Source organism: Rhodococcus sp. MEB032 (genome assembly GCF_030208925.1).
GTDB classification, from domain to species: domain Bacteria; phylum Actinomycetota; class Actinomycetes; order Mycobacteriales; family Mycobacteriaceae; genus Rhodococcus_F; species Rhodococcus_F qingshengii.
Window position 1 is genome coordinate 22558 of record NZ_JARVSY010000016.1, and the last position, 12205, is coordinate 34762.

Consider the following 12205-nt stretch of genomic DNA (forward strand, 5'->3'; position numbering starts at 1 on the left):
GGATAAAATTGCCATGTCTACACACGTTGCCACGTTGCGCGATGGTCCCAGCGTTTTCGAGAACGAACTCGGATCGATCTCGCAGCTCGACACGAGTTCGTTGCCCATCCTGTCCGGTCTGTCGATCAAACGAATTGTTCTCGGCCCCGGCGCGATCCGCGAACCACAATGGAACGTCAACGCGAACCAGATCGCCTACGTCACCAGCGGAACCGTGCTCGTCTCGTTGCTGGGCAATGCCGACGAGTTCGCCAGTTTCGTGGTGCGAACGGGGCAGATGTATCACGTCGAATCCGGCGCGATTTATCACATCGAGAATGTCGGAGAGGAGGAAGCGGAGATCATTGCTGCCTTGCGAACTTCTCTCCCGCAGCACTTTTCATTGCAGAGCAGCGTAAGCGCAATGTCGAACGCGGTGCTCGGCAACACCTACGACCTCGCCGCATCGGCCTTCGACGTCTTCGGTAGAGCCGATGCGTCCCAGATAGTTCGGCGGGACGGCGCCGCCGTCGTTCCCGACACCGCCGGCCTTCCCAACGCGCATCTCTTCGACCTCGAAGGCCAGATCGCGCCTCTCGCATATCCGTACGGACAGGCGAAAGTGGCGCGAAAGCAGTATTGGGCGGCGCTGGAGGATCTTTCGATGTACTCGTTGACTATTCGCGAGAGTGGGATGCGTGAGCCACACTGGCATCCCGTCACTGCCGAAATGGGATACGTGCATCGTGGTCACGGGCGGATGACGGTCCTCGATCCGGACGGTTCGCTCGACACCTACCTACTGGAGCCTGGTCAGGTGTATTTCGTTCCGCGTGCCTATCCCCATCACATCGAGGTTCTAGGTGACGAGGACATCAACTTCCTCATCTTCTTCGACCAGCCGACGCCGGGCGACATAGGCTACCGTGCAACGGCTTCCGCGTTCTCACGCGGCGTTCTCTCGGCCTCGTTCGGTGTTCCGGAACGGGATCTGCCGCACTTTCCTTTCACCCCGATCGATCCGCTCATCGTCTCGCGGATCAATCCGATCGACCGCCAGCACTGATCGGCAAGGACGCCCATCATGACCACCACGCTCACCGTGACCGATCACGGGACGACGCTCGACTTCACGTACGAGGACGCCCTCCGCTATCACGGTCCGCAGGCCCCGGGCGGCGTGGCGCATGCCTACAAGGTTCTCGAGCGCGCTCTCGGTGTGCTCGGCGGGGAAGGCTCCGTCGAGCGTCGCGAGCTGGTCGTCACCACCGCACACGGCGGACCAGGAGTGCGCGATTCGTTCGAGTTGGTCACGCGCGCGGTGACCGAAGGGCGGTACACCGTTGACAGTTCCTTGGCCAGGCGTGAACGTGGAAACACGCTCGCGCTGTACGTATTTCGGATCACCTATCGCGGCGCGAGCGTCACGCTGACTGTTCGGGAGGGGTTCGTCGTCGACGAGTTCATCACTCTGTCCCGTAAGTCCGACCGGACGGCCGAAGACGAGTCACGGCTGACAGAGCTCAAGCAGGAGATGGCGGATCGAGTGATGTCGAGCCCGGCCGAGAGCGTGTACGACGTCGAGACCGGCACGCTCCCCGTCTGAGCGACGGCGGCGCAGGCGTCGGCGTGCAGAAATCTGGGCTGTCTGAAGTCAGCGGCTGGCGAACATCCTTATTCGTTGGTCGCGGCTGCGCTCGAGATGGTTGCGCATGTGACCACGTGCGGACGATTCGTCCCTGGCGCGGATGGCGTTCAGGATCTCTTGATGCTCCGAATTGAGCAGGTCAGGTTCGCCGTAGTTCGACGGCGGGCCGCTGTCGTAGATTCGCAGTTGGGTGGTGAGGCGGATCAGCAATGAGGTGATCGTGGAATTGTGGGCGGCCTGCCAGAGGGCCTCGTGAAACTTGAAGTTTCCGGCACGAACCTCGGTGCCTTCTGTTGCAGTGCAGCAGAACTCGTGCAATCCGTCCAGGCGGGCAAGGTCGAGATCGCTGTGGCGGAGTGCGGCGGCGCCGGCGGCTTCCGATTCGAGGGCAACCCGCGCTGCGTAGATTTCGATGACGTCCTCGGGTGTGCCGGAACGGACACGAAAACCGCGGGCGGCTCGTTCGAGTAGACCGTCGTGCGCGAGCCAGTTGAGTGCCTCGCGGATCGGGGTACGCGATGCGCCGTACGATTCGCACAATTGAGTCTCGTGCAGCGGAGAGCCCTGGGGGAACTTGCCGGCCAGGATGTCGGCTCGCAGGCGCAGGTACTGCCGCGAGGTCTGATCGGACCGGCCCAGCGCAGCCTCCGGCACCAGCAGATCGGTGGTGCTCGTATCGGCGTCGAGATCCATGTGTCCTCATTCCTGTGCATGCAAGTAGAGCGCGTTCGATTATGCCATCGGCGACGAGTGAGTACTTGCGTATACGCTAGTACTCATTTAGGTTCGTGCTTGTTCGTTTCCGAGGGAGAGGGTCTGAAGTGGCTGGAGAGACCGCGTCGCCGCTGGTGAGTGCTGCTGAACTCGACGCGATGCTGCGCGAGGGAGGCGTCGCTGTGCTCGACGCGACGGTTCATTTTCCTCCCGCGCGATTCGACGGCGACTATCGCCCGGAGTCCGGGTACGACGGCTGGGTTTCCTCGCACATCCCGGGTTCCCGACACGTCGACCTCATGGACGTCTTTTCCGAAAGGGAAGCGGCGCTGCATTTCACACGCCCGTCAACGGAGCAGTTGATTTCCGATCTCCAATCCAGTGGTATCGAACCGGGTGCGACAATCGTGATCTACGACCAGGGTTCGACCACTTGGGCATCACGGCTCTGGTGGGTGTTTCGCAACGCCGACATCGAAGCAAGGGTCCTCGACGGTGGCCTCGCCGAATGGACTCGATGCGGCTTCGCCCTCGCGAGCGGCGACGACGTCACCCACACGTCGGCGTCGAAGCGTTGGAGTGTGACGGACCTCGGCCTGTGGGTCGATCTACCTCGCGTTGCCTCACTGTCCTCAGGAGAAGAAGCCGGAACGCTGGTGTGCGCGCTGGCGCCTGAGCAGTACGAGGGAACGGAGAAGACGCGATATTCGCGACGCGGACATATTCCGTCAAGTGTGAATCTGTCTGCGAAGGGTCTTCTCGACGCCGATGCCCGGATGCTTCCGGCGGACGATGTTCGGTCGAAATCTGCTGACGTTCTACCAGCCGCCGCTGAACCTGTCGTGATCTATTGCGGCGGTGGAGTTTCGGCGTGCCTGACAGCACTCGCACTGATCCGCGGCGGCTATGAGGACGTCAAGGTCTATGACGGTTCGTTGGAGGAATGGACTGCAGATCCGACTTTGCCGATGGTTGTCGGCGGTGAGCCCGGCGGCGCGCTTGCGGATGTTCGATGTCCGCGGTCCTGAATCGCCGCAGTCCTCAATTACCTCCCGTCCTGAAGGAATTCTCATGTCTGACACTGTCTCTGTCGAAACCGTCGCGTCGGCGATCGACGCACTCCGCGATCAGGTACCGCTCGTCCAGTCGCTGACCAACATCGTTTCTGCGAACTTCTTGACCAATGTTCTGCTCGCCGCCGGCGCAAGCAACGCTCACATCGACAACGTCCACGAAGCGGGTGGGTTCGCTGCCATCGCCGGGGGAGTGCTCGTCAACCTCGGAACGCCGGACGACGGGACAGCCGAAGCTTTCCTGATAGCAGCAGAAGCGGCCCGAACTGCCGGTACGCCATGGGTTTTGGATCCCGTCGGTGTCGGCGGACTACCCTGGCGGAGCGGTATCGCTGTGGACTTGTTGCGCTTTCACCCCAGCGCAATCCGGGGGAACGCGTCGGAGATCATCGCTCTGGCCGGACTCGGCGGTGACACCCGCGGCGTCGACAGTGCCTCCGATTCCGCCGACGCAGTGCCCGCCGCTCTGTCACTCTTGAAGCATGCAGATGCCGTGTCGGCATCCGGACCGGTCGACTACATCGTCGGCCGCGATGCGGGCGGTGACGTTCGGGGCATCCGAGTCTCCGGTGGCAGCGCACTGTTGCCGCGCGTGACCAGTACCGGTTGCTCTCTGGGCGGTCTTGTCGCCGCCTACCTCGCCGTCACGTCGACCGCGCTGGACGGATTGGTTGCCGCGCACACGCATGTTGCCGTGGCATCGGAGATCGCCGAGGAAAATGCCTCGGGCCCCGGTTCTTTCGCGGTCGCGTACCTCGACGCGCTCTACAACGTGAATGCGGACACCATCCGCTCACGTGCCCGAATCGAATCGTTCGACCTGCCGGCTGGAGTGCAGAACTGATGGGCATCAAGACATTCTGGTATCTCACCCAGGCCGACGGGGACTACCCGTGGAGCCCCGGTGGGCTGTTCCCCGTGGACGGGGCCAGGCAGATCGAGCTCGCGAAGACCATCGACGACGGCGGATTCGAAGGTGCGCTTGTTGCCACCTGGCCGAACGATCCGTTCATCTCGGCGACGTGGGCGGCAGCGCACACCACGCGCATGAAGTTCCTCGTCGCCGTCTACGCGAACATGACGCCGGCGCGACTGCTGGCGGAGAAGGCATTGACTTTCGACGCCTTCAGCGGCGGCCGACTGTTGATCAACTCGGTCAACGGACGCGAGAACATCCTGACCAAGTACGACATGAACGTGCCCCACGACGAGCGTTACGAGTTGGGGGAGCAGTACTGGGCGGACTTCCGCCGCATCTACGCCGAAGGCACGGAGTCGAACTTTCCCAACACACCACTGCGTATCGATGCGCCCGCTGGGCATCAGGTTCCGCTGTGGGGTACCGGTGATTCGCCTGCAGGCCTGGCGAATTCAGGCAAGGTGCTCGACACCTACTTGGCGATGCTGCGCGAGACTTCGTTCATCGAAGACAAATTCTCTGCCGCACGGGCGGCGGCGGAGGCAGCCGGGCGCGAGTTCACCGACTTCGGTGCGCTCACCGGTGTGATCGTTCGCCCCACCAAGGCGCAGGCGCACGACCGGTTCCGTTCGTTGTTCGAGAAGACGGGCGTCGAGCAGATCGCTCATGTCTTGGACAACGCAGTGCGTCGTCGTACTCAGGGGAAGCAAGACCTCAAGACCTTCACCGCCCGCGACGCTCAGCGGCAGGGTTGGGCGGACAAGATTGCCTCCGGCCGACTTCCGGAACCGGAGGAGTTGTACGTCGGTGACGGGCTGTACGCGGGTATCACGGCGTGGTCACCCCTCGACATCTTCGGCACCGGGTCATCGGCCGTGTACTACGTCGGCGATCCGGATTCGATCACGGACTCGGTACGGACGCTTCGCAGCCGAACCGGTTTGACTGCACTGATCCTGGCAGGTTGGCCTCTGATCGAGGAAGCGAAGTGGGTTGCGGAGCATCTTGTTCCGCGATTCGACGAACTCAGCTGACGGCGCGCCGCAAGACAGTGGCACCGAGACCTAGAACGTCGCGGAGAAATGCTGTGGCAGTGTCGATTTCAGACGCAGTACATTCGAGAAGGATCTTGACTTCCACGTCCTTCTTGACGATGTCGGCAACAACGGCCACGGCGACAACACCGTTGCCGACGGCCGAGCCTCGGAACAGATCGATCCCGTCGCCGTCCGCGCTGACCGTGCCGTCGAGATAGCCGTAGTCGAGCGGATAGATCGCATCGGGGTACCGCGGGTGTGCCGACCCTCGGGGGCGATCGATCACGACAGCTGACGTGGCAGCCAGGTGATCGAGGGCGGCGAACAGATCTTCGCTCATCGTTACCGGTGCTCGCGCAGTAGCTGAGTCGGTGTCAGACCTGCCAGTGCACGCGTATCGCGTGCGAGGTGGGCTTGGTCGGCGTAGCCGGCGCGACCGGCCAGCGACGACAGCGTGAGTTTTGCGCCGCGGCTGAGAGTCAACACGTCCTGCATTCGTTGCACCTTCTGAATCAGTTTGGGGGACAGCCCGACCGCTGACGTGATCGATCGTCTGAAATGACGTTCGGAAACACCGAGGTCTGCAGCAATCTCTCGTGTCGGCGTGGAAGGGGAGGAGATGAGCGCGGAGTAACCACGCTCGATTCCGTGGTCGGGTTCCAGTCCGCGCCACAACTGGCCCAGTAGGTGTGCGTCGACTGCCTCGTGGCGCAGGGCGTCGGCAAGTACCCGCGCTTGTCTGGAAGTGAGGATGTCGTCGATGGCGATCTTCGAATCCTGCACCGCGTCGGCAGCTGTGCCGAGCAGGCTCCGCAGAGCCGGTGGATTGATCCGGATGCCCCACATGGTTGTACCGGCGGCGACCGAAACCAGATCGGCACCGGTGGCAGGTCCGACGAGCCACGACTTTCCGGTGCTGTCGACGATGAAGTCGGCGCAGAGATCGGGAAGAATCCGCTTTGCTTCCGTGGGCGCATGGGGGTCGGTAGTGCTTTTCCACGTGCAACTGAAGAGGCCGGCCGAACCGGTGATCCAAGTCTCGACATAGGTGTGGCCGTTTTGTTCAAGACTCGACGCTACCGTCCGACTACCGTCAAGAGCGAGGGTGTCAGTGCCGGTCATCAGATCATCGTCACACACTCGCCGATCACTTCTCGACCCGAAACAGGAGAAATACCGTGTCCGTCTCTCCGAGACTCGATCTCGTCGGAATCGTCACCAACGATCTCGCGCGTTCCCTCGCGTTCTACCGAACCCTCGGGCTCGACATTCCGGAAACACCCGCTGACGCTCCACACGTGGAGTTCACTTTCGACAGTGGGCTTCGGCTGGCCTGGGACGCGCTGTCCACCATCACGAGCTTCGATCCGGACTTCGCTGTCGGGGAAGGTCGACACCCCGTCGCTTTGGCCTTCGATTTCGGGACTCCCGCCGCAGTAGACGAGGCGTATCAGCGCATGACAGCCGACTTCCCCGGGCACAAGGCGCCCTTCGACGCCGTATGGGGGCAGCGTTACGCCGTTCTTCTCGATCCCGACGGCAATACCGTGGATCTCTTTGCCGCGCTCTGAATTCGAACGACGCAGGCCCCGAACGAATATCGGTCGGGGCCTGCGGTTGTCGGTGATCGAGTCGTTGTCAGTTCACCAAGCGTTCAGGGTGTCGAGGATCTGGCCTCGGGCCTTCCACAGTTCTGCACCCCAGTACGGCCACGAATGAGTGCCGTTGGCCGGGAAGCTGTACGTTGCCGGAATTCCCAGGGAGTTCATGCGCAGTTGGAATGCCCGTGAGTTCATCAAGGCAAGGGCCTCGAGCCCGATGGCACTTCCGGTATTCACGAAGTCGACGGGCCGACGCGGTTGATCGAACTGCCCGGGCAGGCCGCTCGCAGCGGATATGTACAGCGAGAGCCCAGCCAGTTCGGGTGCAAACACGAAGGGATCGTTGCGGAGCCAAGCGGGGTTCCACGGCGGTCCCCACATTGCATCGACATTGAAGGACCCGGCGCTGACCATGGCCACCCGGATCGCCTCACGCATGCCTGGAGCTGAGATGTTGAGGTATCCCGAGAGCGAACCGGCGAACTTGAACTGATCGCGGTGGTAGGCGGCTAGCGTCAGTGCCGCGCTGCCACCCATGGACAGTCCGAGCACGCCGTTGTTGGTTCGGGAGACGCCGCGCGATTCCAGATAGGCGGGAAGTTCCTGGGTGAGGAAGGTTTCCCATTTGTACGTGACCGGCTGGCGATTCAAATTGCTGTTCGCATACCAGTCGGAGTAAAAGCTGGACTGCCCGCCGACCGGCATGACCAGGGTGACGTTGTCGCCGCGATACTGCTCGAGAGCGTTGGTCTCGAAACTCCATGCGTTTCGGTCGTCGCGTGCTCGTAGGCCATCGAGAAGATAGAGTGCCGCGTTGCCGCCGCGCGAAGCCCACTGGATCTGAACCTTGATCGGTCCCATCGACGAGTCTACGAACACTTCCTCGTAGCCACCGGCCGGGGCGGTACGCGCGGGCGCTGCGGTCGCTACCGATCCGCTGATCAGGCCTGCGGTCAGGGGGAGTGCGAGTGCTGTCGCTGCGAGGCCCAGGATCCGACGCTTGATTCGTTTCGAAATACGGTTTCTCGAAAGATCCGGGTTCGAAATATCTGGGTTCTTCGCCAAATCTGTTTGAGCCTCGTGCATGTATCACTCCCGCCCCAAAGGTGCTTGCACACCGAAATCCGACCGAGCCCCCCGAGGCGCGGAATTCCTTATGACACTAAGTGGTCTGTATTGACCTCGACGGCACCGTTACCGGTTCGTTATCAAACTGGTCTGATTTACCGTAATGCCGTCAGGCGTCGTCGACCGGAGGTTGCGCCTCGATTTGCCAACCTCCACGAATCAAGTGTTCACGCACCCGAGCGACGTCCGATTCGTGCGGAATATCGTCGGTGACCTTGGTGATGAGGACGCCGATGTCGATCGGATCGACCGAACCGGGAAAGTCGATCGGATCGACCGGAAGCGGAAAGCCGGCGACGAGATCGTCAGCAAGAACGGCGATCTCGTCGTCGGACAGTTGTCGCCGGAGCAGGGCCATCAAAGGGACGTAGTCCTGCTCCGGCACACCGTTCGGATACCCGGCACGCAGCCAGCCGAGTATCGAAGCCAGAAGTGGTGGAAGACTCAACGAATCGAGCTTCAGTGGTTGTCGAGATCAGCGAGGGGCCACCCGGCGGCAGCAAGGACGGAGGCAACGCGCGCGATGTCCTCGTCCGAGGGAGTCTGGCTCGTCAGATCGGCGATCTGAGCGCTGATCTCGTCGCTCGAGATCACCTGGTCGCTGTTGACGTCGCTCAGTTCTGCGAGTGCAGCGCCGATGGCAATGTCTCGAATTTGCGCGTCCGAGAGTTTGCGTCGTAGCAATGCGACCAGCGGAATGCGGTCCTTGGGCGGTATGCCTTCGGGGTAGCCGGCGCGAAGCCAGTCAAGAATGGATTGAGGAAGGGATGGAGTCGGTGCAGTCACGGTGATGTCTTTCCGCTCGTGAGGGCGCACGGGATCAGAAGATCTCGATGCCGAATGTGTGGCTGAGGAAGCCCTGCATGATGAAGAGGATTCCGGTGACGATCGCGATGAGCACGACCGCGAAGCACACCACTGCGCCTGCCACGGCCAACGGACTGCGAGCCGCGACGGCAGTGCTCCCGCCGCCACTGCCACGTTGTCCGGCGTCGAGCGACTTCAGGCCGATTGCGAAGATCGCCGGTAGTCCGGCGCCCAGCAGGAGGCCGACCAGTACGACCTGCCAGAGCGAGTCGACGGTGTTTTTCAAGATATCCATGTCGATTCCCTCTTTCAGGCTTTGACGTCGGTGGTGACGCGGGCGTCCGGACCGGGGACCTCTGCGGGTACCAGGCCGCCGTCCCACTCGGCGTTGACGTTGCTCGGATCGATGGGCTCCTTGCGGGAGCGCAGGTACATCCAGCCGGCCAACGCGATGAGCACGGCGAAGACGACCAGGACACCGGGCAGGCCGCCGACGATGTCGGCCAGTCCCCAGCACAGAGCGCCGACGATCGCAGCGGACGGGAGAGTGATCAACCAGGCGACCGCCATACGTCCGGCGACGCCCCAACGAACCTCGGCGCCCTTGCGTCCCAGACCGGTTCCCATGATGGAACCCGTCGCCACATGAGTGGTGGAGAGCGGAAGGCCGAGGTGGCTGGAGGTGAGAATGATTGCAGCAGAGGATGCTTCGGCTGCCATGCCTTGTGGTGCGGCAATCTCGACAAGTCCCTTGCCGAGAGTGCGGATGACTCGCCAACCGCCGAGGTAGGTTCCGGCAGCGATCGCGAGCGCACAGGTGAGCTTGACCCAGAACGGCATGTCCGCGTCGGCGGAGATGGTTCCGTGGGCGACCAGGGCGAGGAAGATGACGCCCATGGTCTTCTGTGCGTCGTTGGTGCCGTGGGCGAGGGAAACGAGTGAAGCCGAACCGATCTGGCCGAGTCGGAAACCTTTGTCCTTGGTTTCTTCTCCGACGTTGGAGGTGATGCGGTAGATGAGCCAGGTGCCGGCCGCGGCAACCAAGCCGGCCACGACGGGCGCGAGAACTGCGGGGATGACAACCTTGCTGAGGACGCCGCTCCAGGCGACACCGCTCATTCCGAGGGACGCGATGGCGGCGCCGATCAGTCCGCCGAACAGCGCGTGTGAGGAACTCGAGGGGATGCCGAGCAACCACGTTGCCAGGTTCCAGATGATGCCGCCGACAAGGCCGGCGAAGACGATGGTGAGCAGCGCTTGGCCACCCACATTTCCGAGGTTCACCACGCCCTTGGCCACGGTGGCAGCAACCTCTACCGAGAGGAAAGCTCCGACCAGGTTCAAGGAAGCAGACAGAGCGACTGCCACCTTGGGCTTGAGGGCGCCGGTTGCAATCGACGTGGCCATAGCGTTGCCAGTGTCATGAAAACCGTTGGTGAAGTCGAACCCCAGAGCGGTTACGACGACGACGAGGAGAACGATGAGTTCCGCATTCACGAGAAGTCATGTTCCAACACCTCCGGGCCTCAAATCGACCTCAGACGTGGTCGTTCCGCGACATTTCCACCACTCGGCACCTGTTGTTCACCTTCGTCCGGATAATTGTCCGTTTTGAAACTCCTGGGGTAGAGAAAATTCATTCGCGTGCATGGTCGTGGAGGTTGTGGAGGCATACGCTCGTTTCATGTCCCTGGGCGAAGAGAAGACGATCTCGGTCACCACATTCCGTAAGAGCGGTGACGGCGTAGCCACGCCGACGTGGGTCGTGCCTCTGCCTGACGGACGTATCGGCTTCTGGACTTCCTCGAAGTCGGGTAAGGCCAAGCGTCTGCGGAACAACCCACGCGTCACCGTGGTGCCGTGCAACAACCGCGGAAAGGTTGCCGACGGTGCGTCGCCGGTCACCGGGACCGCTCAGTTGGTGAGCGGTGGAGCTGAATTCGACGAGATTCGCAGCAAAGTCAAAGCGAAATACGGTGTGATGGTGCCTATTTCGAAATTCTTCAACACCCTCGGTCACATCGGTAATGGTCCGTTCCCGTACGGCGACACCGGCGTGATCATTTCCGTCGATGCGTAGTCGGGATTGCGTAGCGGAGTAGTCTGAAGGTATGGAACCCACGACCGGGCACCTCTGCCTGACGGTTCCACGAATCCTCCGTCAAGGAGCCTCGTCATGGCGCACATCAGCACTCTCGACTATGCAATGGAAGCGCCGCAGCGCCATGTCGGGCAACCTTTCCCGTCGCCGACGCGGACTCCGCGATTCCTGCTTCGTGGGCAAGGTGCCGTCAAGGCATCGGTTGACGGCGCGTGGTTCCCGTGGACCACGAACGTCACGGCGGAGCTTCACGATCTGATATCCGCACTTTCGCTGAGGTTGGGGCCGATCGCGCGGGTTGCGTTCGACTGGAACATGATCAGCAGCGCGCAGCGTCGTATCGACGAGGTCGACGGACTGGAAGTGCGGGGTCCGTACCCTGGCCAGCCCCACGATTTGATGTATCTCGACGACATCTATGGTCGTCAACTCGTTCTGATGATGATTCCGCCGTACACGGATCCGGACCGCGCGTACGAGATCATGCGGCGGTTGGTTGATCCTGGCCGCAGCGAAACCTATCGGGTGCAGTGAGATTTTTCTGACGTGCGGGGTCGAATCCCTCGATTCCTGAACATGCGTCCAGTTTGTCTGGTTTGATGGTTCTCGTAACCACGATCTCAGGCGCATTCCTTCAGGTCAGCGCTTGGGCGCGGCAGCTTGACTCCCTGCCGTGTCGTCGGTCCGGCATGTCCACCACCCTCCCACTGTGCGTGAGCGCCGGACCAGAGGAAGCCCCGCCCTCCCCACGGGGGTGGGGCTTCTACTCTGTTCGGGCTGAGCGGCGTTCGCATCGCCGAATCCGCCCGCTTGTTCGGCAGTTCGGGACGCCCTGGCCCGTAGCATCGCCACCGTGAACATTTCCCTACTCGGTGCGGCTGGGCTTCAGGACTGCGCCGACAGTGGAATGGACTGCATGGACGGATTCGAAGCATTCTTTCTTCTGTACGGCGGCGGATTCATTCTCGCCTTGATTTGGATTTCCCTGTGTCTTGTCGGAACGGCCGATGTGGTTTCCGTGTCCGGGCGAGTCGGTGTGTGGCGCGCTGTCGCCTTCTCTGTCGGGATTTGGCTTGTGCCCATCGTCGGGTTGAGTGCATGGTTTGTTTACCGACGCTCTCGCCAAATCTCGAAGAAGGTCGGTCCGGATCAAGCCCCCTACTGGACTTGAATGAGACTGACATTTTCACTGAGCCCG

At 61.9% G+C, this 12205-nt stretch carries 17 protein-coding genes; 9 read left to right on the forward strand and 8 right to left on the reverse strand.

The genetic code is table 11. From position 1 onward, the window contains the following. Positions 1-13: 13 nt before the first annotated feature. Together QRN54_RS17885 and QRN54_RS17890 are read left to right on the forward strand one after the other, a co-directional pair. Positions 14-1045 (forward strand): cupin domain-containing protein, encoded by a 1032-nt coding sequence (locus QRN54_RS17885; RefSeq protein ID WP_285182718.1) that lies wholly within the window; start codon positions 14-16, stop codon positions 1043-1045. An 18-nt stretch (positions 1046-1063) separates the two neighbouring features. Continuing rightward, the gene (locus tag QRN54_RS17890) at positions 1064-1585 is read left to right on the forward strand and encodes a hypothetical protein (protein ID WP_054186672.1); all 522 of its coding nucleotides are present in this window, start codon (positions 1064-1066) and stop codon (positions 1583-1585) included. A 48-nt stretch (positions 1586-1633) separates the two neighbouring features. On the opposite strand, the gene QRN54_RS17895 is transcribed toward QRN54_RS17890, so the two are convergent. Next, entirely contained in the window at positions 1634-2320 is a 687-nt protein-coding gene (locus tag QRN54_RS17895; RefSeq protein WP_003941581.1) for a GntR family transcriptional regulator, read from the reverse strand. Between the two features lie 128 nt (positions 2321-2448). Between QRN54_RS17895 and QRN54_RS17900 the strand changes: the two genes are divergently transcribed. Genes QRN54_RS17900 through QRN54_RS17910 form a run of 3 tightly spaced genes read left to right on the forward strand, consistent with a single transcriptional unit; the run spans position 2449 to position 5367 of the window. Beyond that, positions 2449-3369, forward strand: a complete 921-nt coding sequence (locus QRN54_RS17900) for a sulfurtransferase (RefSeq protein WP_285182719.1) — start codon at positions 2449-2451, stop codon at positions 3367-3369. 43 nt (positions 3370-3412) lie between these two features. Then, entirely contained in the window at positions 3413-4258 is an 846-nt protein-coding gene (gene thiM, locus QRN54_RS17905; RefSeq protein WP_214514269.1) for a hydroxyethylthiazole kinase, read from the forward strand. Beyond that, a complete protein-coding gene (locus QRN54_RS17910; RefSeq protein WP_007735443.1) occupies positions 4258-5367 on the forward strand; it encodes an LLM class flavin-dependent oxidoreductase in 1110 nt (369 codons plus the stop codon). The genes thiM and QRN54_RS17910 overlap by 1 nt, the downstream gene beginning before the upstream one ends. Here QRN54_RS17910 and QRN54_RS17915 read toward each other — a convergent pair. Further along, a complete protein-coding gene (locus tag QRN54_RS17915) occupies positions 5360-5710 on the reverse strand; it encodes an inorganic pyrophosphatase (RefSeq protein WP_042921879.1) in 351 nt (116 codons plus the stop codon). The two genes, QRN54_RS17910 and QRN54_RS17915, sit on opposite strands and share 8 nt — an antisense overlap. A 2-nt stretch (positions 5711-5712) precedes the next feature. Beyond that, positions 5713-6492 carry a helix-turn-helix domain-containing protein gene (locus QRN54_RS17920; protein ID WP_285182720.1) on the reverse strand — a complete coding sequence of 260 codons (780 nt, stop codon included), beginning with the start codon at positions 6490-6492 and terminating at the stop codon, positions 5713-5715. A 56-nt stretch (positions 6493-6548) separates the two neighbouring features. On the opposite strand from QRN54_RS17920, the gene QRN54_RS17925 reads away from it, so the two are divergent. Then, positions 6549-6941, forward strand: a complete 393-nt coding sequence (locus tag QRN54_RS17925; protein WP_209447548.1) for a VOC family protein — start codon at positions 6549-6551, stop codon at positions 6939-6941. Between the two features lie 72 nt (positions 6942-7013). On the opposite strand, the gene QRN54_RS17930 is transcribed toward QRN54_RS17925, so the two are convergent. The 5 genes from QRN54_RS17930 to QRN54_RS17950 all read right to left on the reverse strand — a co-directional run bounded on the left by QRN54_RS17930 (position 7014) and on the right by QRN54_RS17950 (position 10403). Further along, positions 7014-8057 (reverse strand): alpha/beta hydrolase, encoded by a 1044-nt coding sequence (locus QRN54_RS17930; RefSeq protein ID WP_193777185.1) that lies wholly within the window; start codon positions 8055-8057, stop codon positions 7014-7016. A gap of 151 nt (positions 8058-8208) precedes the next feature. Next, on the reverse strand, positions 8209-8547 hold the full coding sequence (locus tag QRN54_RS17935) for a DUF3349 domain-containing protein (protein WP_003941618.1): 339 nt from the start codon (positions 8545-8547) through the stop codon (positions 8209-8211). Positions 8548-8558: 11 nt separating this feature from the next. Further along, positions 8559-8885, reverse strand: a complete 327-nt coding sequence (locus QRN54_RS17940; protein WP_003941653.1) for a DUF3349 domain-containing protein — start codon at positions 8883-8885, stop codon at positions 8559-8561. Positions 8886-8919: 34 nt separating this feature from the next. Then, positions 8920-9201 carry a hypothetical protein gene (locus QRN54_RS17945; RefSeq protein ID WP_003941641.1) on the reverse strand — a complete coding sequence of 94 codons (282 nt, stop codon included), beginning with the start codon at positions 9199-9201 and terminating at the stop codon, positions 8920-8922. A 14-nt stretch (positions 9202-9215) separates the two neighbouring features. Further along, complete coding sequence (locus QRN54_RS17950) at positions 9216-10403, reverse strand: inorganic phosphate transporter (protein ID WP_047270833.1); 1188 nt, start codon at positions 10401-10403, stop codon at positions 9216-9218. A gap of 187 nt (positions 10404-10590) precedes the next feature. Between QRN54_RS17950 and QRN54_RS17955 the strand changes: the two genes are divergently transcribed. The 3 genes from QRN54_RS17955 to QRN54_RS17965 all read left to right on the forward strand — a co-directional run bounded on the left by QRN54_RS17955 (position 10591) and on the right by QRN54_RS17965 (position 12178). Beyond that, on the forward strand, positions 10591-10986 hold the full coding sequence (locus QRN54_RS17955) for a PPOX class F420-dependent oxidoreductase (RefSeq protein ID WP_042445944.1): 396 nt from the start codon (positions 10591-10593) through the stop codon (positions 10984-10986). A 96-nt stretch (positions 10987-11082) separates the two neighbouring features. Then, positions 11083-11541, forward strand: coding sequence for a DUF5994 family protein (locus QRN54_RS17960; protein WP_285182721.1), 459 nt, complete (start codon positions 11083-11085; stop codon positions 11539-11541). Positions 11542-11860: 319 nt separating this feature from the next. Then, positions 11861-12178: a hypothetical protein gene (locus QRN54_RS17965; RefSeq protein WP_285182722.1), complete on the forward strand. Its 318-nt coding sequence runs from the start codon at positions 11861-11863 to the stop codon at positions 12176-12178. Positions 12179-12205 lie beyond the last annotated feature (27 nt).